This is a genomic window from Micromonospora sp. DT47, assembly GCF_049844475.1.
Classification (GTDB): Bacteria; Actinomycetota; Actinomycetes; order Mycobacteriales; family Micromonosporaceae; genus Micromonospora.
The window spans coordinates 105,032-125,949 of record NZ_JBNCLC010000016.1 but is presented as its reverse complement, the minus strand read 5'-3'; the positions used below and the strand labels follow the sequence as shown (position 1 = coordinate 125,949).

Here is a 20,918-nt window from a genome sequence, read left to right as displayed (position 1 = left end):
ATTCCGACGCCGGCCCGATAGAGATGTGAGAGGGAAGCGTGCCTACCAGGGAGCGACCGTTCGCGCTGTGGATCGGCCGGGAAGAGGAACGAACGGTCGTCGCAGTGCGGCCGATGACCCTGTCCGGGAACAAGAGCGAACAAGGCGACGACGCCGAGCGCATGTCGCGGACCGTCGTGCCGTCAGGCACGACCGTCAAGTCGAACGGCGACAACGTCGTCGGCCTGATGCTGTTGGCCGCCCTCGTCGGAGCCCTCGGGTTCTGCATCGCAGGCGCCCCCTGGGCGGTCAGGATCGGGCTCAGTGTCCTCGCCCTGATCCTCATCATCCGACTGGGCACCTCGTCGAGCGAGCTGACCGTGGAACAGCTCAAACGCTTCCCTGACGAACACGTCGTCCTCGAGCATTCCCAGGACCTGTGGGAGTTCGACAAGCTGGCCAGTCTCGCGCAGCGGATCGACGGGAAGGCACCAGCCTTGCAGCAGCTGATCCCGCAGGCGGAGGCCGGCGAGACGCTGGCTCGCGCCCTCTGGCACGGGGCCCGGCTGATCGCTCGCCAGCGGGACGTCCGCGCCGTCATCGAAGACCTTGACAGGCAGGACGTCAGCCAGCTGCCGCCGGACAGCGTGGCGGTCCGCGAGCTGGCCGCCCAGCGGGAGCGGGCGGCCGAGGCGCTCGACGGCGTGAAGGCCGAACTGAAGAGGCTGAACACGGTCTTCGGCGCTGTGGCGCACGCCGGCGACGAGTTCACCCGGGAACAGGAGATCCGCGACGCCACGCGGCGGGCGGAGGACGTGCTCGCCGGCCTCGGTACCGCGGGACCGGCTGGTCCGCAGGACGAGACTGATCGCATGGCGCATCACACGCTCGCCGTGGTGGAGGCGTATCGCGAGCTGAATGAGGTTCATGCCGACCAGGCCCAGCAGGCCTGAGTCGCGGGGCTCCTCGTGCAGCGTGTCAACCGGCGTCGTCCGGCCGGCGGCTCCGACGCAGGTCAGCTGTCCCCCTCGCCCGCGGTCGCGTCGAACCTGGCGAATTCGGGGATCCGCGCCATCTGCTCGGGTGAGTAGAGGAGGCTGGCCAGCGCGACGGCCGTCGACGCGGCGGTGGGTCCGCGCAGCCGCAGCGGGGCCGCGTCGTGACAGGTCAGGATCAGGCAGAAGTCGACGGGTGCTGGCAGGAACTCCGCGATGGTTTTGTGCCAGAACGACAGCCAACGGCCTTCGAAGGAGACCAGCAGGCGTTGGTTGGTCAGGACCACCCTGGTGACGTGGGTGTCCCTCCACTGTCCTTCGGCCGCCTTCCGGCTGCTCTGGTTCCTGATCGCCGAGCCGATGAGGTCGGTCGGCGACAGGTAGGACGCCGGCCTCTCGTGCAGGTAACCGTCGAGGGCGTAGTAGCGGGAGCACTCCATCATGTCGTCGGCGTACGCCGATTCGCCGGCACCCATCCTGACGGAAGTGGCGATCGGCTGTAGAGACCCGCCCGAAACTACCTGGTCGTAGAGGCGGGCAGCCGGAAACAGCAGGTCCTCTGCTTCCTCGTCTTCCTCGTCGTCGTAGTCTCGCGGGCTCCATCCCGGTTCCACGGGCCTCCTCTGGTCGCTCAAAGGCCGCCTGACTCTGCTGCTGCCATCTATCTCAATGCATCGCCGAGCCCGGGGTCAACATGCACGGCCATGGCGCCACGGAGCGGCCCGTCGTACTGCCGGATCGTCGCCGACCTTCTTGGCTAAGTCGGCTATGTCCCTATATCAGACCTAACTGCCTGTTTTGCTTGACACTCCTCGGGTAAGCGGCGCTTGTCGCGCGAGAGTGAGGAGCAGCAGATGAACCGTTCCGAGTTCGTCGACTCGGTCGCCAGGCGCTCCGGCGTCCCACCGTCGCAGGCTGAGGCCCTCACGCGGGCCATCCTGCAGACGCTGGCCGAACGGCTCACCGCAGGCGAGGCGAGGGATCTTGGTGAGCAGCTTCCCAGGGAGCTGCGGGATGACCTTTGCCAGGCCCAGGGGGGTGCCGAGCCGTTCGGGCTGGCGGAGTTCATCCAGCGTGTCAGCGCACGGGCGGGCGTGGATGCCACCCTGGCCGACAAGAGTGTGCCCGCGGTGTTCAAGGCGATCTGCAAAGAGGTCGCCAGCGAAGAGTTCCATGACATGCTGTCGCAGCTTCCGTTGGAGTTCCCGGACGTGCGCGAGCCGGTCGGCGCGCGAGCCGGCGCCGAACGGCGCCCACAGGTGGCGGGACGAGACAGAACAACACCCGACGCCGGGCGCGGACGCCGCGATGCACCTCAAGTCGTCCGGAAGGAGAGCCCGCGATGAACCACGCCGAGTTTCTGGAAGCGGTGGCGAAGCGGGCGGAACTGCCGCCGGCGGAGGCGGCGAACGTCATCCGAGCCACGCTCAAGACATTGACGGAACGGATCAGTGGAGGCGAGGCGCGCGATTTGGCCGCGCAGCTTCCGGAGGAGTTCCGAGGGCACCTGCACAAAGAAGTGGATTTCGCCGAGCGGCTGGATCTCGCGGAGTTCCTGAATGAGGTACGGGCGCGCGCGGGAGTGGATGCTCCGCGGGCCGCTGACGGTGCCCGCGCCGTATTGACGACCGTGCGCGATGCGGTGAGCGCGGAAGAATCCGACGACCTGGAATCCGAGCTGCCAAAGCAGATTCGGCAGCTGCTTCATCCGGTGGGCCGCGGAGTCGGGGCGTGACGCGAGCGATTCCCTGGCCCAGCGGCGGGTCGGCCCGGTCCCCTCGCCGCCGCCGCACCGGCACTGGCGTGGAAGCGCCGCAGCTGCGGCTCCGGCGCCAAGGGGCCACGGTTGTATGACTGGGCCGTCGCGTCGTTGCCCGACACCGCACCGGCCAGTACGGCTCACCCGATGGCTGCTGATCCGCCGCTCGATCACCAATTCCGACGAGCTGGCCTACTACCTGCGCCACGGACCTGCCGACACCAGCGATAAGGAGCTGATTCGCGTCGCCGGCACCCGCCGGGTGATCGAGGAGTGCTTCCGGACCGCGAAGGCCAGGTGGGGGGCGTCACGACGAGTTGCTGCGGCAGTGGCGTCAGTACCGCGGTGAGATGGAACGCGCCAAGGCTCCGTCGAAGCTTGAGACGGTGGGACCGATCGACGTCGAGGACCAGGGCGATGACTGCGCGACGGTGACCGCGCAGGTCCGGCCGATCTGGTGGAGCGGACCGACAAGCTTGAGCGGCACAGCCCACCCTGGCGGTTCGAGACCCGCCGAGACGCCGGCGGCTGGGGCGGGTATGGGCAGCCGACCTGCCGACGTGGTGCGGTGTGCACGTCCGGGCAGACGCCTGCGGTTGAGCCTTACTGGCCAGCGGCCGGCATAGCTAGTGAGTCTGCCGCCGGTTGGCCTCCTGCTGGACCGCCGCTGTGAGATCCCGCCAAACGCCGGCCGACACCTTCATCATCCGGTCGACCATCGACCGAGCGGATGCTTCGTCCGCGAAGTCGTACGAGACCTCCTGCCCTCCGTCACCTCCGAGGCGGCCACGCACCCGCCAGTGCCGACCGTCGGAACTAGCCAGATGTCCCGGCGGGCCATGCGACCCATGCCCCGTTCCACCAGCGACCAGGTACCTCCACCAACCAGCACCCTAGTCGAACACATGTTCGGCAGGCCGGCTACTGGTCACGGTTGACGCGTTCGCGGGTGGTGGCGTCGGCGATCAACGTTTCGGCGAGTTGGCCGTCCACCTGTTCGATTTCTGGCGCCGACTGTCTCCACGGATCACCAGTGGTAGCCCAGGTTCACGGCTAGCGCGGCCACCGCAGTGGAGAAGAACACGGCCCATCCCACGAGCTGGCGGGAACCCACTCGCAGGTGCGCAAAGAGCGCGCCGAGGAAGTACAGCACGAGGCCAGCGGCGGCGAGTGTCCCCAGCAGTGGCACGGCGAACCCGGCCAGCAGCCCCAAAGAGCCCGCCGCCAGCAACATGCCCAACACCGGTACCCACGACCGTGGCACGCGCTTCATGTCCGCCTGGGCTTTTGGATAGTCGTGGCCGATCAGGTAGGTGACGGCGGCGATGCCGTTAAAGACCGAGGCGAGGATGGTGACCGTGACGTAAGCGGCGAACATGAGACTCCTTTGTGGCTGTTTGCTTCAAGGACGAGCTAGCGCTGTGGGATGTGACGTGCTGTGCTGTGACCCGAAGCACAAGCATTGGCGTGGCCCCGCTATCGCCTTCCGTTGAGAAGGCCGGCCAGTCCGCCAGGCCGCGGTCGCGTACCTCGATGCGGGAGGCATCGTTGAGGTCGCGGAACTACACGGACGGTCCCGGACGAAGCGCACAGAGCTTGTAAGCGAGATGTCATCCACTGGGACTGACCGCCGGGGCGGGGTTCACGTCCGGCCGACGATGGAAAATTAGCCGACTGACACTCTGATGTCGTAGTCCGGATCTTCCGGTGGTTCGACCGTCACGAGCCAATCCCAGTGTGCCGGCCCATCGGAAGCGGTGGGACGCGCCGGCCGAGACTTCAGATCAACCGGCTCGAACCGACGCGGCCTCCCACGCGAACCCGTCCGGGTCGGTGAAGGGCCCGGCATCGCCGGCGATGACGATCCGGTGCGATCCGGTGCCGTCCGGGAGACGCCGGCGTCCTTGGCGGCGGCACGGCGGCTGTACAGCGCCAGCTTGACGGGCGACCCCGCGGTCTCGAACTCGACGTACTTGCTGCCGAAGCTTTTCGCCACGGCCAGGCCGCGGTCGACGTAGAACTGCTTGCTCGCCTTGACGTCCGCGACGCCCAGCAGCAGCACGACGTCGCTGTTCGTGGTCGCCGAGGACCAGGCCGTCAGAGGTGGACCATCAATGACCAGCGTCAACAGTCGGTGCCGAGGCTGCCTAGCTGAGCGTTGTGCTGGGCCCAGCAACGATCAGCCGCCCAGCCAGATCGAGGCCCGCTTGATGTACGCGAGCTGTGCGGCGAAGGCGACCAGTGCGACCGCCACACCGAGCGCGATCCCCAACGTGACGGATCCGCTGGCCACTCCGGTCAGCAGGGTCGCGCCCAGGCCAATCAGCAGTGCGTTGACGGCGCCCACCATGGCCGCCGTGGTCAGTAGCAGTTGCCAGCGAGCCGGCCTGCTGCCCACCGCCGCCGAGATTGCCTGCACGTCGCCCCCGCTGGTCACCGCGTCGGCGAAGAAGTCGTGCTCGCCGGCGAGCTGGCGGTGGTAGTAGGCGCGGATGTGCTGGATGCGCTTGAGATTCAGCGAGTTCTCTACCATGTTCTGCACTAGCCGGGCGAAGGTGAGCAGCCCGGTGATTACCAGGGTCGGCAGCACCGCGCCGAGATACGGCTTGATCAGGTGTCCGCTGCTGGAGACGAAGCCCAGCCCGATCAGCGCGGCGGACAGCAGTGACAGGAACACGGTCGCCCGCCCGACGGACTCGGTGATCGTGGCGCTGCGCGAGGTCTGGAGCACGAAATGCTCGGTGGTCAGGGCGGTGAGCAGCCCCTGCTCGCGCGCGTCCTGGTCCATGCCGCCGCCCCCTCCGGTGCTGGCCGCCCCTCACATTAGGGAGGACAAGGCTCTTCGCCGGGTCAACCCACGCTGACCGAGCCTGTGCTGTTCAGGGCCGGCCATGGTGACGGACGACAAGACCAGGCCTCGATGACGGACGGGGCGGCCCGGGACTCGTGGATACGGGCCGGCCCCTCACATCCTTGAAGATGAGGAGTCGGCCTCGCGGGACATCACGGAAATTGGAACGGCGGGACCTTCCGGCCTCACTGGTACTGCAACGGCAGTTGTGGATGTCGTCGGCCAGTTCCGGCGGCGGAGCCGCGGGCTCGGGTGCGCCACTACCTGTGTGGGCTGGCCGCTGGGCTGCAGCTTTCGCGACAGATTTACAGTGCGCCCCAGGTCGGCCCGGTAGCGCTGCTCGACCAACCGCCGGCGCGGCTCGGTGCTCATCTCGGCCTGCTTTGCGGCGAATCCGCTCCACGATCTCCCGCACGCGGGGGTGCGCTCTCGCCCACCCCTCGGAGTCTGCCTGATCATCTGCTACGGCGTGCTCGTACGAGCAGCCGTGACGGGGGGATCCTTACCGTCCGGCCCCGCACCTGCGGGCCCGAACGCCCTCACATCACTCGATCCGGTCCAGAAGATCCCCGACGGGTCGAATCGGGGAAGACGACACCGCTACCCACCGAACATGGGAAAATTTCACCAAAGGGGGCGCCTACCCGGCCCGAGTGCCGGAGTTCTCAACGACTCCCATTCTTCGCAGTGAACGGCGCCTTCACGCCTGCGCGCCCCCGGATGGTCATCGCCGTCGGCGAATCCGGGGCCAGGCATCGTCTAGGAGGGAGCAGCAGTGATGGTGGGACGTACCCGACTGTGGGCAGTAGCGGTGGCGCTCAGCGCGGCGGTGGCGGGCTCCGCCGTGGGAAGCGCGGCCATGGGCGACGGAGGAGGCGACTCCCGCGACTCCCGCGACTCGCACGACTCCCGCGACTCCTTCGACTGGCGGGACGCAGGCAATCGAGACTCGCGGGACGGAGGCAACGAGCGGGAGCGGGGGACCGTGCGGGCGAAGCTCAGCGGCTTCGAGGAGGACCCGCTCACGATCTCGACGCCCGGCTCGGGTCGGTTTACGGCGGACATCGACGAACGAGATAAGGAGATCGAGTTTCGACTGAGCTACGAGGACCTCGAGGGAGACGTCCAACAGGCGCACATCCATTTCGGGGGGAGACACCAGAGCGGCGGGATCGCCGTCTTCCTCTGCTCGAACCTGAAGGACGCGAAGGGCGGCGCGCCAAAGGGTGTCCAGCCCTGCCCCAGGTCTCCAGCCACGATCGAGGGAACCATCAGGCCCGGTGATGTCATCGGCCCGGCTGACCAGGGCATCAAGCCTGGAGAGTTCGACGAGCTCGTCGACGCGATCGAGGCCGGTGTCACGTACGTCAACGTGCACACCTCGAAGTACCCGATGGGCGAGATCCGGGGCCAGATCAAGAGCGACGACGACCGGGACCACGGGAAGAGCGACGACGACTGACCGTCGCGCTCACCCGACCGGCTGAACGCCCGACCCGGAATGACGGGCCGGGCGTTCAGCCGGCGTCGCGACGAAGTCGGTGGTGATTAGCCCGATGGAGGCGTCGATGTCGGCGTCGAGCAGGTGGGTGCGGAACCGAAGCCTCTGAAGAAATCTTTCATGCTCTGTGATTGGCGAGAAAGCTATTGACATTAGTCATCTCCGGGGTGAGGGTGGGCGTGCAGTGACCCCATCCGACCTGGAGGTTCCATGCGCCTCACCGCCGTGCCGCGCGGAAAAATCCTGTTGGCCGCTGCCGCTGCGGCGGCCACCGCCCTGCTCACCACCGGACCGGTCGCCGCCGATCCTCTCGCCGCGGGAACCACCACACCCACTGACCGGCAGCAGCAGTACGCAGCAGCCGCCGCCGAGTACGGCGTGCCGGAGAGCGTCCTGCTCGCCGTCTCCTACCTGGAGTCCCGCTGGGACACCCATCCCGGGCAGCCGAGCACCAGCGGCGGCTACGGGCCGATGCACCTGACCGACGCCGCGCAGGTCGCCTCGACCCCCTCCAGCACTCACGTTGACGAGGACGAGGATCCCCGGGGCGACGAGTCCCGTCCGCTGGCCGTCGACCCCGCGGTGGCGGCCGAGCCGAGCGGGGACACTCTGCCGCAGGCGTCCCTCCAGACTCTCGACGCGGCGGCCGCCCTCACCGGCGTACCCGAGGAGACGCTGCGCACCGACGCCGCCGCCAACATCCGGGGCGGCGCGGCGCTGCTCGCGTCGTACCAGCGGACGCTGGACGCCCCGGTCGGTGCCGGCAGCGACGCCGCGGCCTGGTACGGCGCGGTGGCCCGGTATTCCGGCGCGGACACCGAAGACGCGGCGGCGGCCTTCGCCAATGAGGTGTACGACCAGATCCGCCTCGGTGCCAGCCGGACCACCGACGACGGCCAGCGAGTCACCCTCGCCGCCCTGACGCTGACGCCGGACGAGTCGGTGCTGCATCGACTCGGACTGCGCCGCGTCGAGCGGCCGGACGGGCTGGAGTGCCCGGTCCGCCTCGCCTGCGAGTGGATCCCGGCGCCGTATGCCAAGTACGGCCCCGGCGCCGGCGACTACGGCAACCACGACCTGGGCGACCGGCCCGCGCAGCAGAAGATCGAGTACATCGTCATCCACGACACCGAGGGCTACTTCGGCCCCAGCGTCAACCTGGTCAAGCGGGCGGACTACCTGGGCTGGCACTACACGCTGCGCTCGGTGGACGGCTACATCGCCCAGCACGTCAAGGCCAAGGACGTCGGCTGGCACGCCGGCAACTGGTACGTCAACGCCAAGTCCATCGGCCTCGAGCACGAGGGCTTCGCCGGCCACGGCACGTGGTACACCGAGGCGATGTACCGGACCTCCGCCAAGCTGGTCCGGCACCTGGCCCTGCGGTTCCAGATTCCGCTGGACCGGCAGCACATCATCGGGCACGACAACGTGCCGGGCACGGTGGCCTCCACCGTGCGGGGCATGCACTGGGACCCGGGTCCGTACTGGGACTGGTCGCACTACTTCGACCTGCTGAAGGCGCCGTTCCACTCGACCGGCACGCCGCAGACCGGGCTGGTCACCATCGACCCGGACTACGCCAGCAACCAGCCGGCCTTCTACGGCTGCAACCAGCAGCCGCCGGGGGTGCCGAAGCCGACGCCGCCGGCCGCGCCCTGCCCGCTGCGCGGCTCGTCCTCGGTCATCCTGCGCACCGCGCCGAGCGCGGACGCGCCGCTGGTCAACGACAAGGCGCTGCGCCCGGACGGCACGCCGGACACCATGTACATCTCCGACCACGGCGCCCGCGCCTCGGCCGGCCAGACGTACGCCCTCGCCGGGATCGAGGGTGACTGGACGGCGATCTGGTACCTCGGCCAGAAGGCATGGTTCCACAACCCCGCCTCGGCGCCGACCGCCAAGTGGGCCCAGGGGTCCGCGGTGACGCCGAAGCCGGGCAAGGCGACCATCCCGGTGTACGGGCGGGCTTACCCCGAGCAGGCTGCCTACCCGTCGACCATCCCGTACCAGACGATCTCGCCGTTGCAGTACACCTTCGCCGCCGGCCAGCGGTACGCGCTCGGCGGGATCCAGCCGGGCGAGTACTACCGGGCGGTCTCCTTCGACGGCTCCGCGCCGGGCGACCGGACGGTGGTCCGCGGCGCGAACCAGTACGTGCAGATCCAGTTCGGCCACCGGGTGATGTTCGCGAACCTGGACGACGTGCTCATCCGGCCCGCCGCGGTGGGCGCGCCACAGTAGCCGTCCCCGGCACGCCGAACCCCCCGGTCCGTCGACCGGGGGGTTCGGCGTCACGCGAACCTGGTACCCGGGGGCATCCGGCTTGCAGCGCGCGTCGTAGAGCCAGTTCCGGGGCCGAGGACGATGCCCTCGTCGGTGGTGGGCATCAGTCCCTCCACCTCCTGCGGCCCGCCCTCCGCGACCATCCGGATGCCGCCCTCGGGATGCCGCCCGCCTGGTTGACCCGACGTAGAGGGGGGTCGTCTCGGCGTATCGGGACACCAGCGTGGCGTCGACCGGCACCTCCGACTCGCCGCCGTCCGGCCCGACCAGGGCGAGGCGCAGCTTTTGCACCAACTGCTCCGCGATTCCGGGCGCGATCTCCGTGCGGAAGATCCGGTCGCTGCTACGCTCCCCGCCCGAGGATCGCACTATGACCTATGCATGGAGGTGCAGTCGAGGTGAGCCGACAGAATCCACTGCGGACGCGCGTGTGGCGGCGGGCCGGAGCGCTGCTCGCGGCGACCGGGTTGACCGCGGCCTTGCTCCTCACGCCTGCCTCTTCCGCCGTGGCGGCGCAGGCGCCAGCGACCGGTGCGACGTTCAACAAGCCGACCGGAACCACCACCGAAGAGAACGCCATCCTCAGTCACGTCGGGTCGCTCGTCCACGGCGCCACCGCGGGCTCGCGGATCCGGATCGCCATGTACATCTTTGGCTCGCAGTGGTTAGCTAACGAGTTGGTGGCGGCGAAAGGTCGCGGCGTACAGGTCCAGGTACTGCTCGACCACACCTCGCGCACCAATGTGGAAGGCGAGGCGACGTACGGACTCCTTGCCGGCGGACTGGGAACGGACCCCGCCGCCCCGTCGTGGGTGCTGAGCTGCCCGGCCGACGGCGCCTGTCTGGGTGAAGACACCGACCCTAACGATGCTTACCATCCGTCGAACCACAACAAGTTCTACCTGTTGTCTCGCACCTCCGGCGCGGCGCAGGACGACACCCTCGCACTTTCCAATGTGGTCGTTCAGTCGTCAGCCAACTTGACCACGTGGGACCGCACGAAGGCCTGGAACGATGCCTTGACGGTTGTCGACAATGCTGCCTTGTACGGCGCCTATAGCCAGTACTTCACCGATCTGACCGCTGCCGCCCTTGGGCAACGCGAACGCACCGACAACTACCCGGTATCAGCGGAGGCCGGCGCCGCCAAGGCATACTTTTTTCCCCGTTCGGGCGCCGCCGACGACGTCATCGTCAACATCCTCAACGCGGTGGACGATCCAATTGGGAGCAGCGCGACCTGCCACGGCAACGCAGACGGATACGGCACCACTGACGGGCGCACGGTCATCCGGATTGCGGTTCACCAGATCACCCGCATCGAGGTGGCCCGCAAGCTTTGGGAGTTAGACAATGCTGGCTGTTACGTCGACATCGTCTACCGGCGTCTGGACAACACAGGCACCGCTGTGACTGACCAGCTCACCAAACCAACCGCCTACGGAGGCATCGCCCTACACCAACTTGACGACCAGGACGACGCCGCCGCCACGCACAGCAAGTACCTGCTGGTAGAGGGTGGTTACCTGGGCTCACCGAACAAGAAGATCGTCTTCACGGGAAGCCATCCGTACACGATCTCGGCACTCCGGATGAACGACGAGGCACTGCTCAAGTACACCGACCCCGGCGTCTTCGACGCCTATCGGAAAAACTTTTGGGACCAACGTGCTGCCGCATGAACGACGGTGGGGGGCCATCTCGGAAGGTCGAGACGGCCCCTTTGTCGTGCAATACAGCAGCGTCTTACCGAGCCATTTTCATCGTGGGTGGCGGGCGTCTTCGGCGGCGGTGTCGGGACTGCGGTTGGCTTGCATGGAGCGGCGATCCTGGTGCTCTGATGGTGATCCGACCCGGCCGTTCCCCCTCCTGGCCTCGCTGATGATCTCGCAGCGCCCGTACGACCAGCGCCCGCAGCGGCACCGCCCGGGCCGAGCGCTGCTGCTTGTCGTGCCGCACCCGCAAGACGCCCGCCTCCAGGTCCACGTCATCCCACCGCAAGCCCAAGGCCTCACTCCGACGGAGACCGAGCACCGCGAACCCCACAAACAGCGCTGAAGCCGGTGATCCCGGGTCGAGCTGAGCAGCTTCCGGACCTGCTGAACCGTGAGCGGCTCCCGCTCCTGCTGCACCGGCCGCGGTGCCCGGGACCAGCTTTGCGACGTTGCGCGCGACTCCCCGCCGCCCGGCATAGAACCCAGCTCGCAGGCGGTTCTACACCACATAAGCTCCCCGGATGACCGTCTACGACGTCGCCGCGCAGCTGCCTTCCATCGACGTGTTACGCGAGCGCTGCAAGGCCCTGGCGATGCTCGACGCGATCGTCGGGGGCGACTACTACGCCTACGACCGCGAATGGGGCGAGGACGAAGCGGCGTCGATGCGCAACGGCAGTGGCGAGGAGTACAACGTCGTCTTCACCGCCGAAGGCGTGTTCATCCGGGGTGTCTACCACGAGTCGTCGATGTTCACCTACACAGACGGGCGGCTGTGGCCTGGCCTCCTCGATGGACTGCCTGAGCAGTTCCAGGCGCAGGTGCGCGAGCCTGCGTTCTGCCGCCAGGACGGGACGCTCGATGCCACCTTCGTCCTGTGGCGGCGCACCAACGACGAGCGGTGGCACGCCGGCGACGACATCGACTTTTCACCCGCCGACGACGACGAGGTCGACTCCGACGGTTCTTGGCTACTCGACATCCTCTGCGACGGCATCGTCGCGGAGTACATCGAGTACGCCGAGGAGGTCTACGAAATCGACTTCGATCGGGCTGCAGTTGAGCACGTCGTCGCGCTGCGCCCACTGACCGACGCAACTGTCCGCGCGCTCAATCCGCACGTTGAAGTGGCCGACCTGCACGAAAAGGCAGAGGAGTACGGCTACCCCGTCGCGATGGCGTAAACCGCGGCCCCACCACGCCTTGCCGCGCCGGCGGTCCCGTCACCGTCGGTCAGGGCCGCAGTCAGGCGCTGGGAACGCCTGTCAAGCGTCTGGTGGGACGCCACTGTCAAGCATGTGCCGTGACGGGGCATCTGGCACCTCGACATAACTGCCGAATTCCGCTCTATGAGATCAAGGCGCCGCGCAAGCGCGGCGCGACCGTGCCGGCTCGGCGCGCAGCGCTCTGGACCTCCGGCCCGCCACGCACGCGCCGGCCGGCCGCACCGGCTACGTCCCGTCAGGATCGTCGAGGTGCGACCTGTCATCCAGGTCGACCACCATGTCCCCGAGGAAGTAGGCCCCGCAGCTATCGCAGAAGGCCCCCTCTGCTTCGCCGTTCACCACCAGCTGGCCGTCCGTACTTGGATAGCCGAGGTACCACTGGCCACGTAGCTTGACCATCAGCTTCGGCCACCGCGGCTCACAGGAGCACACGGTGTTCTTAGGCTCCCGCGCCCATTCGAACGGGGGCGGCGTACCTGGTTCGATGATGAAGTTGCCCGGGTAGGTCGCGGCGCACTCGGCGCACCGGGCTGACAGCTCCAACAACCTGGTCATCGGACTGCCGTGCTCGGATGGCTGGCAGGGCATGACATGACCGTTCATCTCCGTCACGAGAGCTGGCCACTGGGGGCGACACCGGCACGAGGACTTCTTCGTCCTGAACAGCTTAATCACGTACGCTCCCGCACTCTGACGCTATGAGGCGAGGAGCCTACCGGGCCGCATGACCTTCGGGGCTCCGGCCCGAACCCCGGCTCTCCCTCAGAGATCCGCGACGGACGACGGTCACCGGGCTGGATCTCCTCGCCCGGGCACCGAGACGGCTGCCCGAGAACCCCCGGCCGCGCCAAGGCCAAGCCGCTTCGCGGTCGCCTCCGGCGAGCCTTGACCCGCCCGGAGAACCTCGCGCAGGGACGAGCCTGCCCGACCGAGGAGATCCCGCCAGCCGAGGACTGTGGGGGGATGGAACCCTGTGTGGCTGTACGGCCATCGGTACAGCCAAGCCGGCCGACTGGCCCGTGCATAGGCAGACGCGAGACGACGGGGCGAGCAGGTCAACGGCAGCCACCGACGGCCGCCGACAGCAGTCGTGATCTTTGCAAGGCAGGGGAGCGCTGCGTGCCCGCCGTGTGCCCGATCGGACGGGACCCGAGGGTCAACGGCGGTCAACTCCTGGACGTGGCAGCCGGTATGGCGGCGCAGGTCAAGCGAGGTAGCCACACCGGTGGTCGCAGGACACCCGGCCTACGTCCAGTGGGTTCTCGACGAGACCGACGGCGGTTAAGCCCCACCGGCGATGTGATCCGGCACCTGACGTGCGACAGCAGGGCCTGCGTGCTCAGAGCTTGACGATGCCGATCACGTTTTCCACCGGCACCGTTCCGTTCTGCGATGAGTCGTTGGCCACGCCTCGGTAGTCGCCGAGGAGGTATAGCTCACCCGCCGGCACTGTGATGGGCTCGAACGCCGCTGGGGGCTCGAATTTCGATGCCTTGTTGACGTAGGGCTCGTCCTGCGCGGTGCCGTTACGGATGATCCGGTCCTGAGCGTCGCAGCAGGCGATGGTGTCGCCGGGCACCGCCACCACTCGTAAAATCCGTGGCCGTCCATCGGAATTCCAGCCGTAGCTGTCCGGTGGATCGAACATGACGACGTCGCCCGTGCCCGGCTGGTATTCTCCCGGCTTCACTACCTTGGCGGTGACGGTCGAGCCTTCCGCGATCGTTGACTCCATCGTGGGGGAGTTGGCCTGGTAGCGCTTGTCCCGGGCGTCATCGCCGGGGGACGCGCAGGCTGTCAGGGAAACAACGAGTCCGATCAGGACGACAGTCTTCTGCACGTCCGGATCATGCCAGCTTGCTTCGCGCCATGCCGGCCCAGGAGCTGCCGGGGCGGTTCCACGTCCGATCGGCCGGCCCGGCGTGTCCGAGCGCGGCTGCGCCAGATCAACCGGAGCTGACAGGCCGGCTGCTGGCAGTGGCGTCGCTGTGTGACGTTGCCGAATTGCGCTCTATCAGATCAAGGCGGCCCGCAAAGCGGGCCGCGCCGGCCCGGCCTGCTGGCGACCTCCGGCCGGCATCGGCCGGGCCGGCCGGCCACGCTGGGAGACCAAGGGCGTGAAGGGCTGAGGCGGGACGATCGCCGTCAGGGTTGCTCGCCATCGAGGGTTGGGGCGATCGGTTGCCGCGCAGCAGAGCTGCTTGCCTCCGGACGCTCGTGGGGACTGCCCGCGGTTCGATGACGACGAGGACCAGGGCGTGGCCCATCCCCCGGGTGCCCGATCCTCTACGCCACCCGGCCGGCGTCAAGGGCGCTGCGCGTCGGCGCGCCGATGGCCTACGGCCACCCCTGACCCCGACCGGGCGCCGCAGTCCTTGGCACCTATCCGGGGGATGGGAGCAGACTGGCGGCGATCCGTCCGAGGAGGCTGGACGGTCTACGACTGCTGGACAGGAAGATCCGCTAGCGCCGTACGCCGCACATCCATTGGCTAGAAGATGGGCAGCCTCGTGTAAGGCGGCGAGGTGCTTGAGGATGCTCGCAATAGCCTGGACGTTGATCAGAAGGGGCAGTCTTGGACGCAGACAGCGGCGAATCAGGAGTGACGGTCCCACTCGACCAGGCGATCGAGGTAGCTCGCTTGCTTGAGTGCCTCACCGTCTCGCTTGATCGGATCGGTTCACGGATGGCGGGCGGGGACGCAGACGCCGAGACCCTCGACCGATTCATCACCGAGTGGCTGGTCGGCCCTCAGGTTTCTCGGGCGCGGATGGTCCTGTGGGATGCCGTCAGCCAGGTGATCGGTGAGGAGGCGGTGGAGGAAATCGCTGAAGCCGTGCCCTGCTTCCCGGACGCCTTTCCCGAGGAGGTCCGACGGCTTCGGCAGGAGCGGTCGGCGTGGCAAGAGGCGCGCGGTGAGCCACCTCCCAAGCGAACAGGGCGCCACGCCGCAGGCTGACCGATGTTGTCCAATTCCCAAGCTGACGGTTCGGGCCTGTCGCCGCGTCAACTGGACGGTCCGCATCCAGTCCGCAAGAGGTCCACGGACGGTGGGGAGCGGTGAGAGATGTCGGAAGGCATTTCCGCTGCTAGACCACCATGCGCCCAGGGTCGGCGGGACGGGCGGTTTGATCTCATAAACCTCGGTCGCCGTGCCCGTTGCGTGCCCGTTGGCATGGGAGCTGACGGTCAACGACGGTCAGCTCTTGGACGTGCCAGCCGGCGGGAGGGCGCAGGTCAACCCAGGTCACCTCCGCGCGAGATCCGGCGGTGTCCACACTTCCTAAACCATTACTCGTACAGCCGGGACGCGGACAGCAAGTAGGCGAACGTACGCCAGCTGGGCGGCTCGATCTCGGAACGCAGATCAGCCTTCCCGGCGTCGAGGTAACGACCCACCATCCATGCAGCGAGAGCTTCCATCCAGGCTCCAGGCGTTCCCTGTGCCCAGGTACCTTCAGCGAGCAGGTGCCCTGCGGCTCGCTGCGCCTCGACCTGGCGCTCGTCCTCCGCATACTCCTCCGCGAGTAGCTCGGCGAAGCGCACGAAGTCCGCCACGGACTCGACCGCTTGCCAGTCGTCAGCATCGGTTGGGGTAGCCACGCCGGCAGGATAGACGAGGGTCCCCGTACAGCCATTGGTACAGCCAAGCCGGCAGACGCGGACCGGAGGAGAGCGGCACGGACCGACGAGCGCTGTAGGTCAGCGGCGAGGAGCGACATCGGCCGACAGGGCGCGTGATCTTTGCAAGGCAGAGGTTAGGTGTTCGAGCCCTCTGGCTCGACCAGCATGAACACCGGAACGGCTTCCCGTGAGTTCAAGACCAAGGCGATGCGCGGTCGCCTTCGCCGAGCCTTGACCGGGTGGAGAACGTGGGCAGGGACGAGCTTGCCCAACCGCGGAGATCCCGTCAGATCGGCTGACTTGTGCGACGCTCTTGACGTGCGCGGCGTCTTCGTCTTCCCGTCCATCGAGCAGGCCGCCGTCGTTGCTCTGCTCGACCATCTGTCCCTTGGCCAGAGACATCCGTGGCTGGTGGACGGGTGCCTGTACGTGGAGCTGACGACCGAGGATGACTGCCTGTACCGGGACTGGGAGCCGGAGGCCGTGCGGGGTCTGAGCCGGGCCTGCGGCCAGCGACCCAGTTGGGCATTTCAGATCGATGTCTCGGGCCGAGTTGACGGGACAGCGGAGGTCCGCCGTCTGACGTTGACGCTGCTCGCTCAAGGCGGCATCGCAATGGATGACTACTCCGACCATCCGTGGACCGCAGAAGAGATCGCTAACGACGTGGCGGTGGACGGCCTGTGCTTCTTCGACTTCAGGACCCACTACGAACGGACCAAGCTCACTCAGTAGTCGATCGCGGCTCTCGCTCGCGCCGGATGGCGGGCCATCCACGGGCCACAAGGTGGTGGCACTAGAGGCCAACCCAGGCCGCGAGCGGCTAGGCCAACAACGCGGAACGCCGCACCCCGACCCGATCCTGTCCAATTCCCAAGCTGCTGTTGCGGGCAGGCGCAATGCCTGGCGCTGACCACCGCCTTCCCACGACGACGGAGGTGCTGTTCAACCCGGTCGACGCGGTGCAGATGCAGGCGTCGTACCGCGGCCTGGTGATCCGGTGCGCGACCGAGGAGGAGGCCGCGCGGATCGACCGGGACATCTCGGACTGGTGCCGCGAGGGCGAGGCCCGCGTGCTCATGCTGGAGAGCGAGGGGGTGACCGGTTACGTCGTCACCGTTGCCGTCGGATGGTGCGGAGGCGTGTTGTCGGACCTGCAGCCGTGGTTCTTCAACAGGTTCAGCGCGTACGACCCGGTGTGGCCGGTCAAGCCGCTCACCGGAGTCGGCGGTGAGTTCGACATTGCCTCGCCGCAGGAGGTGGCGGAGGCGTTCCTCGCCGGTCTGCCGGAGGGCGTACGCCGGGAGCGGCACCGCTACGTGCACCTGCTCACGGCGGTGACCGAGCAGGACGACCGCCGGAGCCGGCACAACCTGGGCGTCTTCCTCACCGAGACGGACGCCGAGGAGGCGAAGCGACTGGTCGAGCCGCACGTGGCGAGCTGCTGGATCGAACCCCTCCCGGTGGTGCTGTAGCAGGCCCACCAGCGGTCCCGGGGAAGGTGACGAGACGATTCGCCGCCCGCGCGTGGTCACCCTCGCTCCGGTGACCGCCCTGCACCGTGCGCTCTACGGTGCGTCTATGTCCGCTTCCCTGCACACTCGCCTGCCGCAGTCCTCATCCAGTCCTCAAGAGGTCGACCTTCGACCGCTGGCGCTGAGAGATGACGAGAGGGGTTTGCGCAGGCCAGGCGGGGTCCAAGCAGGTAGACCGGGGTGGGCAATTTGATCTCGTAATGCGTAGGTCGGCGGCGTCCGGTGGCGTTCCACCTCTCAGGCAGCCACCGGTGTACGTGTGGCGAGGAACGCCCGCAACTGCACCTCTTGGTCCTCGCCCATGCCTTCCTTGGGCAGGGAGATCGCGTGTCGGGAGCCGTAGAACAGCAGCCAGCCGGTGTCGGTTTCTACGACACGGGTGATGGCCGTCCACAGGATCTCGCTACGGATCGAAGGGTGCTCCTGGATGATCCGGTCCTCGGTCACGATGAGGAGCGCTTCGTGCTGACAGATCTCAGGCAGGTCGGACACTGCCCGCTGCAGAGATCGCGAATTGCCGAGGCCAAGGTAGACGCCGTAGGCCGCCAGCGCCAGCAGGAGAACCACGAGACCACTCATGCCGGACAAGGTCAGGAGCAGGGCTCCACCGCCAGCACCGACGGCCACAGCGGCTACGGCGAAAGATCGTGTGACGTGCAGCGTGTCGCCGTAGATGATCCGCAGGTCAGCGAGCAGCCGGGCGGCATCGAACGGCTTGTTGACCCGGATCTCCATGAGCGTTCCCTCCAACACCGGCCCCAACATCAGCGGGGCATGCGACGGCGTGCACGGAGATCTTGGCACCAATGACACCGCCGTACAGCCATCCGTACAGCCAGGCCGGTCGACTCATGCGGTTTCAGGCCGACGGGCGGCGACAGGACGGCCAGGTCAAGGGCAGTCACCGGCTCCGGCCGACAGCGGTCTTGATCTTTGCAAGGCAGTGGGCGGTGCCCGTTCCGTGGCCAGACGGCAAACCCTCAAGCATGAGTTACGACCTGGCGGTGTGGGAGGGCGAGCAGCGCGCAGGCAGTGGGACCGGCTACGGCCAGCGGCTGCCCGGTGCTGGCTACCTATCGAGCGTGGTGGAGAGGATCTTCTCCATGAGGTGCTCTCGGCGCACGCCGTCGGGCATCGTGTCGCCGAACTTTCCGGTGTCGGTGAAACCGTTCCGCTGGTACAGCTCGGTGGCTGCCTCATTGCCCTCTGCTACGGCGAGCCGTAACGCCTCGGCGCCCGCCTGGCGAGCCCACCGCTCTACCGCCCGGACCAGTTCATCCCCAACGCCTCGTCCCCTTGCCGCCGGAGCAACCCACATCGAGATCAGCTCGACGGCATACTTTTCACTGGTCGGCACACCGCTAGCCATACCGGCCGGCTCACCGTCGAGCACCACAAGAGCGTTGTAGGAGTTCGGGATGCTCAACCGGGCGCGCCACCGTTCCTCCCGGTCACCTTCGCCCTGCCAGTCGGCAAGCTGAGAACCGAACGCAGAGGGGGCTTCGGCTAATGCGGCGAGCCGCAGCTCTCGCCAGACCGCCCAGTCCTCTGGCGTCAGTGTCCGCAATTCGATCATGTCACGCAGCCTTCCTGAGGAGGGTTGTGGGCCGCTAGTCAATTCCCCGGCCGGCTCGCGCGGTGATCACAGACCGACGCCAACGTAACGCCATCCGGACCGGGGACCAGCACAAGAGCCGCAGAGCACGCCTGACAGCAACGCGTCGGACCCGCCGGGTGAGGCGTACGAAGGGTCTTGGGATGATCTTATGTCCGTCGGTGCAGTTGGTTAGCATGCCCGGCGATGATGATTCTTTTTCGCTCCCTGCGGCTTCGCCGCGCCGCCCGTAGACACTTCGGCTGGCAGAAGCTGCGCCCTGCGCAACTGCGGGCGATGCGCGCGCTGCTGGTGGGCCGTGACGCGCTGGTCGTGCTGCCCACCGGGGGCGGGAAGTCTGCGGTGTACCAGGTCCCCGCTACGCTGCTGCGCGGTCCCACGGTGGTGATCTCACCGCTGCTGGCATTGCAGCAGGACCAGATCGGCAACCTCAACGAGCGGGGCGATCCGGCGTTGCGGGCGGTTCGGATCAGCTCCGCGGAGAGCCCGAGCAAGCAGGCGACGGCGCTGGCCGAGCTTCGCTCGGGGGCCGCGAAGTTCCTGTTCATCACGCCGGAGCAGCTCAGTTCGCCGGAGCGGCTGGCCGAGGTCCGCGCGCTGCGTCCGGCGCTGGTCGCGGTTGACGAGGCGCACTGCATCTCGTCGTGGGGACACGACTTCCGCCCCGACTACCTCACTATCGGCCACCTCATCCGCGGCCTGGGCCGCCCGCCGGTCGTGGCGCTGACCGCCACGGCATCGCCGCCGGTGCGCGACGACCTCATCGCGCGGCTCGGCATGCGCAAGCCGCGGCTGGTGCTATCCGGATTGGACCGCCCGAACCTCTTCGTGGCGGCCACGCACTGCCCCAGCGAGGACTATCGCTGGCGCAGGCTGCTCACCCTGCTCAAGGAGGCCGACCCGCCCGGCATCGTGTACGTGCCGACCCGGCGTTCTGCCGAGCAGTTCGCCGTCCGGCTGTCCGACGCGGGCTTCCCCGCACAGGCCTACCACGGTGGCATGGCGGCATGGGTGCGTCACCGCCGCCACGAAGACTTCCTCGCCGATCGGTTGCCGATCATTGTCGCCACGTCCGCGTTCGGCATGGGCATCGACAAGCCAAACATCCGGTGGGTGGCACATGTGGCGCTGCCCGACTCACCAGACAGCTACCTGCAGGAGATCGGGCGGGCCGGGCGCGACGGTGAGCCGGCCCGGGCGTTGCTGCTCCACCGAGCCGAGGACATTGCCCTGCAACGCTTCTTCAACGGCGGCGCCCCTGAACTGGACGAGTTGCGAGCGGTCGCAGCCGTCCTGCACAACGGCCCGGTGACGCGCACCGCGCTGGCCAAGGTCACCGGCCTGGGCCAGCGCAAGGTCGCCAGCCACATCAGCCTGCTTGAGCAGGTCGGTGCGGTGGCGACGGGGCCCAGGGGTGAACTCAGCGTCGCTCGGTACGCACCCCTGCCCGACCAGGCGGCTCGGGAGGCGCTGGCCGAGTACGCCCGCTATCAGGCCGGACAGCGTTCCCGCACCGACATGATGCGCCGCTTCGCCGAGAGCCGGGGCTGCCGCATGCAGTCGCTGCTGGGTTACTTCGGAGAGCAGCTGACCCGCCCCTGCGGGCACTGCGACAACTGCCAGGGCGGCACCTCTGAGGTGCTCCCGGACGACGGACCTTACCCGCTGCACAGCACCGTGCGACACGCCAACTGGGGATCAGGCATGGTCCTCGGGTACGAGAAGGACCGCATGACCGTGCTCTTCGACGATGTCGGCTACAAGACCCTCTCGGTCTCCGTCGTGCAGGCGCAGGGCCTGCTGGCACTCGAGGCGAACCGCCGCTGAGGCGC

At 67.8% G+C, this 20,918-nt stretch carries 21 protein-coding genes; 11 read left to right on the top strand and 10 right to left on the bottom strand.

Annotated features, from left to right (window positions below):
• The first annotated feature begins 38 nt into the window (after positions 1 to 38).
• A complete protein-coding gene (locus tag ACLQ2U_RS22735; RefSeq protein WP_425752760.1) occupies positions 39 to 932 on the top strand; it encodes a hypothetical protein in 894 nt (297 codons plus the stop codon).
• Between the two features lie 62 nt (positions 933 to 994).
• On the opposite strand, the gene ACLQ2U_RS22730 is transcribed toward ACLQ2U_RS22735, so the two are convergent.
• On the bottom strand, positions 995 to 1,588 hold the full coding sequence (locus ACLQ2U_RS22730) for a hypothetical protein (protein WP_425752759.1): 594 nt from the start codon (positions 1,586 to 1,588) through the stop codon (positions 995 to 997).
• A gap of 240 nt (positions 1,589 to 1,828) precedes the next feature.
• Here ACLQ2U_RS22730 and ACLQ2U_RS22725 point away from each other — a divergent pair, with 240 nt between their 5' ends.
• Both ACLQ2U_RS22725 and ACLQ2U_RS22720 read left to right on the top strand, forming a co-directional pair.
• On the top strand, positions 1,829 to 2,320 hold the full coding sequence (locus ACLQ2U_RS22725) for a DUF2267 domain-containing protein (protein WP_425752758.1): 492 nt from the start codon (positions 1,829 to 1,831) through the stop codon (positions 2,318 to 2,320).
• Complete coding sequence (locus ACLQ2U_RS22720; protein ID WP_425752757.1) at positions 2,317 to 2,709, top strand: DUF2267 domain-containing protein; 393 nt, start codon at positions 2,317 to 2,319, stop codon at positions 2,707 to 2,709. The genes ACLQ2U_RS22725 and ACLQ2U_RS22720 overlap by 4 nt, the downstream gene beginning before the upstream one ends.
• A 1,051-nt stretch (positions 2,710 to 3,760) precedes the next feature.
• On the opposite strand, the gene ACLQ2U_RS22715 is transcribed toward ACLQ2U_RS22720, so the two are convergent.
• The 3 genes from ACLQ2U_RS22715 to ACLQ2U_RS22705 all read right to left on the bottom strand — a co-directional run bounded on the left by ACLQ2U_RS22715 (position 3,761) and on the right by ACLQ2U_RS22705 (position 5,521).
• Positions 3,761 to 4,111, bottom strand: coding sequence for a DoxX family protein (locus tag ACLQ2U_RS22715; RefSeq protein WP_425752756.1), 351 nt, complete (start codon positions 4,109 to 4,111; stop codon positions 3,761 to 3,763).
• Positions 4,112 to 4,399: 288 nt separating this feature from the next.
• Positions 4,400 to 4,861, bottom strand: coding sequence for a hypothetical protein (locus tag ACLQ2U_RS22710; RefSeq protein WP_425752755.1), 462 nt, complete (start codon positions 4,859 to 4,861; stop codon positions 4,400 to 4,402).
• Positions 4,862 to 4,912: 51 nt separating this feature from the next.
• The gene (locus ACLQ2U_RS22705) at positions 4,913 to 5,521 is read right to left on the bottom strand and encodes a hypothetical protein (protein ID WP_425752754.1); all 609 of its coding nucleotides are present in this window, start codon (positions 5,519 to 5,521) and stop codon (positions 4,913 to 4,915) included.
• Between the two features lie 874 nt (positions 5,522 to 6,395).
• Between ACLQ2U_RS22705 and ACLQ2U_RS22700 the strand changes: the two genes are divergently transcribed.
• The 3 genes from ACLQ2U_RS22700 to ACLQ2U_RS22690 all read left to right on the top strand — a co-directional run bounded on the left by ACLQ2U_RS22700 (position 6,396) and on the right by ACLQ2U_RS22690 (position 11,053).
• Positions 6,396 to 7,046: a CHRD domain-containing protein gene (locus ACLQ2U_RS22700; RefSeq protein ID WP_425752753.1), complete on the top strand. Its 651-nt coding sequence runs from the start codon at positions 6,396 to 6,398 to the stop codon at positions 7,044 to 7,046.
• Between the two features lie 249 nt (positions 7,047 to 7,295).
• A complete protein-coding gene (locus ACLQ2U_RS22695; protein WP_425752752.1) occupies positions 7,296 to 9,329 on the top strand; it encodes an N-acetylmuramoyl-L-alanine amidase in 2,034 nt (677 codons plus the stop codon).
• Between the two features lie 440 nt (positions 9,330 to 9,769).
• A complete protein-coding gene (locus ACLQ2U_RS22690) occupies positions 9,770 to 11,053 on the top strand; it encodes a phospholipase D-like domain-containing protein (RefSeq protein WP_425752751.1) in 1,284 nt (427 codons plus the stop codon).
• Positions 11,054 to 11,117: 64 nt separating this feature from the next.
• Here ACLQ2U_RS22690 and ACLQ2U_RS22685 read toward each other — a convergent pair whose 3' ends face one another.
• Entirely contained in the window at positions 11,118 to 11,405 is a 288-nt protein-coding gene (locus ACLQ2U_RS22685) for a tyrosine-type recombinase/integrase (protein WP_425752750.1), read from the bottom strand.
• A gap of 202 nt (positions 11,406 to 11,607) precedes the next feature.
• Here ACLQ2U_RS22685 and ACLQ2U_RS22680 point away from each other — a divergent pair, with 202 nt between their 5' ends.
• A complete protein-coding gene (locus ACLQ2U_RS22680; protein ID WP_425752749.1) occupies positions 11,608 to 12,270 on the top strand; it encodes a hypothetical protein in 663 nt (220 codons plus the stop codon).
• 267 nt (positions 12,271 to 12,537) lie between these two features.
• On the opposite strand, the gene ACLQ2U_RS22675 is transcribed toward ACLQ2U_RS22680, so the two are convergent.
• Positions 12,538 to 12,867 (bottom strand): hypothetical protein, encoded by a 330-nt coding sequence (locus ACLQ2U_RS22675; RefSeq protein ID WP_425752748.1) that lies wholly within the window; start codon positions 12,865 to 12,867, stop codon positions 12,538 to 12,540.
• Between the two features lie 784 nt (positions 12,868 to 13,651).
• A complete protein-coding gene (gene lepB / locus ACLQ2U_RS22670) occupies positions 13,652 to 14,152 on the bottom strand; it encodes a signal peptidase I (protein WP_425752747.1) in 501 nt (166 codons plus the stop codon).
• 735 nt (positions 14,153 to 14,887) lie between these two features.
• Between lepB and ACLQ2U_RS22665 the strand changes: the two genes are divergently transcribed.
• Positions 14,888 to 15,271 carry a hypothetical protein gene (locus tag ACLQ2U_RS22665; RefSeq protein WP_425752746.1) on the top strand — a complete coding sequence of 128 codons (384 nt, stop codon included), beginning with the start codon at positions 14,888 to 14,890 and terminating at the stop codon, positions 15,269 to 15,271.
• A 332-nt stretch (positions 15,272 to 15,603) separates the two neighbouring features.
• On the opposite strand, the gene ACLQ2U_RS22660 is transcribed toward ACLQ2U_RS22665, so the two are convergent.
• Complete coding sequence (locus tag ACLQ2U_RS22660) at positions 15,604 to 15,915, bottom strand: hypothetical protein (protein ID WP_425752745.1); 312 nt, start codon at positions 15,913 to 15,915, stop codon at positions 15,604 to 15,606.
• Positions 15,916 to 16,254: 339 nt separating this feature from the next.
• Here ACLQ2U_RS22660 and ACLQ2U_RS22655 point away from each other — a divergent pair, with 339 nt between their 5' ends.
• A complete protein-coding gene (locus ACLQ2U_RS22655; RefSeq protein WP_425752743.1) occupies positions 16,255 to 16,671 on the top strand; it encodes a hypothetical protein in 417 nt (138 codons plus the stop codon).
• 164 nt (positions 16,672 to 16,835) lie between these two features.
• The gene (locus ACLQ2U_RS22650) at positions 16,836 to 17,411 is read left to right on the top strand and encodes a hypothetical protein (RefSeq protein ID WP_425752742.1); all 576 of its coding nucleotides are present in this window, start codon (positions 16,836 to 16,838) and stop codon (positions 17,409 to 17,411) included.
• 297 nt (positions 17,412 to 17,708) lie between these two features.
• On the opposite strand, the gene ACLQ2U_RS22645 is transcribed toward ACLQ2U_RS22650, so the two are convergent.
• Together ACLQ2U_RS22645 and ACLQ2U_RS22640 are read right to left on the bottom strand one after the other, a co-directional pair.
• Positions 17,709 to 18,206 carry a YcxB family protein gene (locus ACLQ2U_RS22645; protein WP_425752741.1) on the bottom strand — a complete coding sequence of 166 codons (498 nt, stop codon included), beginning with the start codon at positions 18,204 to 18,206 and terminating at the stop codon, positions 17,709 to 17,711.
• A gap of 334 nt (positions 18,207 to 18,540) precedes the next feature.
• Entirely contained in the window at positions 18,541 to 19,047 is a 507-nt protein-coding gene (locus tag ACLQ2U_RS22640; protein WP_425752740.1) for a GNAT family N-acetyltransferase, read from the bottom strand.
• 225 nt (positions 19,048 to 19,272) lie between these two features.
• Between ACLQ2U_RS22640 and ACLQ2U_RS22635 the strand changes: the two genes are divergently transcribed.
• The gene (locus tag ACLQ2U_RS22635; protein WP_425752739.1) at positions 19,273 to 20,913 is read left to right on the top strand and encodes a RecQ family ATP-dependent DNA helicase; all 1,641 of its coding nucleotides are present in this window, start codon (positions 19,273 to 19,275) and stop codon (positions 20,911 to 20,913) included.
• Positions 20,914 to 20,918 lie beyond the last annotated feature (5 nt).

What these genes read in the sequence shown, in the direction of transcription:
- ACLQ2U_RS22725 (WP_425752758.1), top strand. Translation starts at nt 1,829, where the DNA reads ATGAACCGTTCCGAGTTCGTCGACTCGGTCGCCAGGCGCTCCGGCGTC.
- ACLQ2U_RS22720 (WP_425752757.1), top strand. Translation starts at nt 2,317, where the DNA reads ATGAACCACGCCGAGTTTCTGGAAGCGGTGGCGAAGCGGGCGGAACTG.
- ACLQ2U_RS22715 (WP_425752756.1), bottom strand. Translation starts at nt 4,111, where the DNA reads ATGTTCGCCGCTTACGTCACGGTCACCATCCTCGCCTCGGTCTTTAAC.
- ACLQ2U_RS22705 (WP_425752754.1), bottom strand. Translation starts at nt 5,521, where the DNA reads ATGGACCAGGACGCGCGCGAGCAGGGGCTGCTCACCGCCCTGACCACC.
- ACLQ2U_RS22695 (WP_425752752.1), top strand. Translation starts at nt 7,296, where the DNA reads ATGCGCCTCACCGCCGTGCCGCGCGGAAAAATCCTGTTGGCCGCTGCC.
- ACLQ2U_RS22680 (WP_425752749.1), top strand. Translation starts at nt 11,608, where the DNA reads ATGACCGTCTACGACGTCGCCGCGCAGCTGCCTTCCATCGACGTGTTA.
- ACLQ2U_RS22675 (WP_425752748.1), bottom strand. Translation starts at nt 12,867, where the DNA reads ATGACCAGGTTGTTGGAGCTGTCAGCCCGGTGCGCCGAGTGCGCCGCG.
- ACLQ2U_RS22650 (WP_425752742.1), top strand. Translation starts at nt 16,836, where the DNA reads ATGCCTGGCGCTGACCACCGCCTTCCCACGACGACGGAGGTGCTGTTC.
- ACLQ2U_RS22645 (WP_425752741.1), bottom strand. Translation starts at nt 18,206, where the DNA reads ATGGAGATCCGGGTCAACAAGCCGTTCGATGCCGCCCGGCTGCTCGCT.
- ACLQ2U_RS22640 (WP_425752740.1), bottom strand. Translation starts at nt 19,047, where the DNA reads ATGATCGAATTGCGGACACTGACGCCAGAGGACTGGGCGGTCTGGCGA.
- ACLQ2U_RS22635 (WP_425752739.1), top strand. Translation starts at nt 19,273, where the DNA reads ATGATGATTCTTTTTCGCTCCCTGCGGCTTCGCCGCGCCGCCCGTAGA.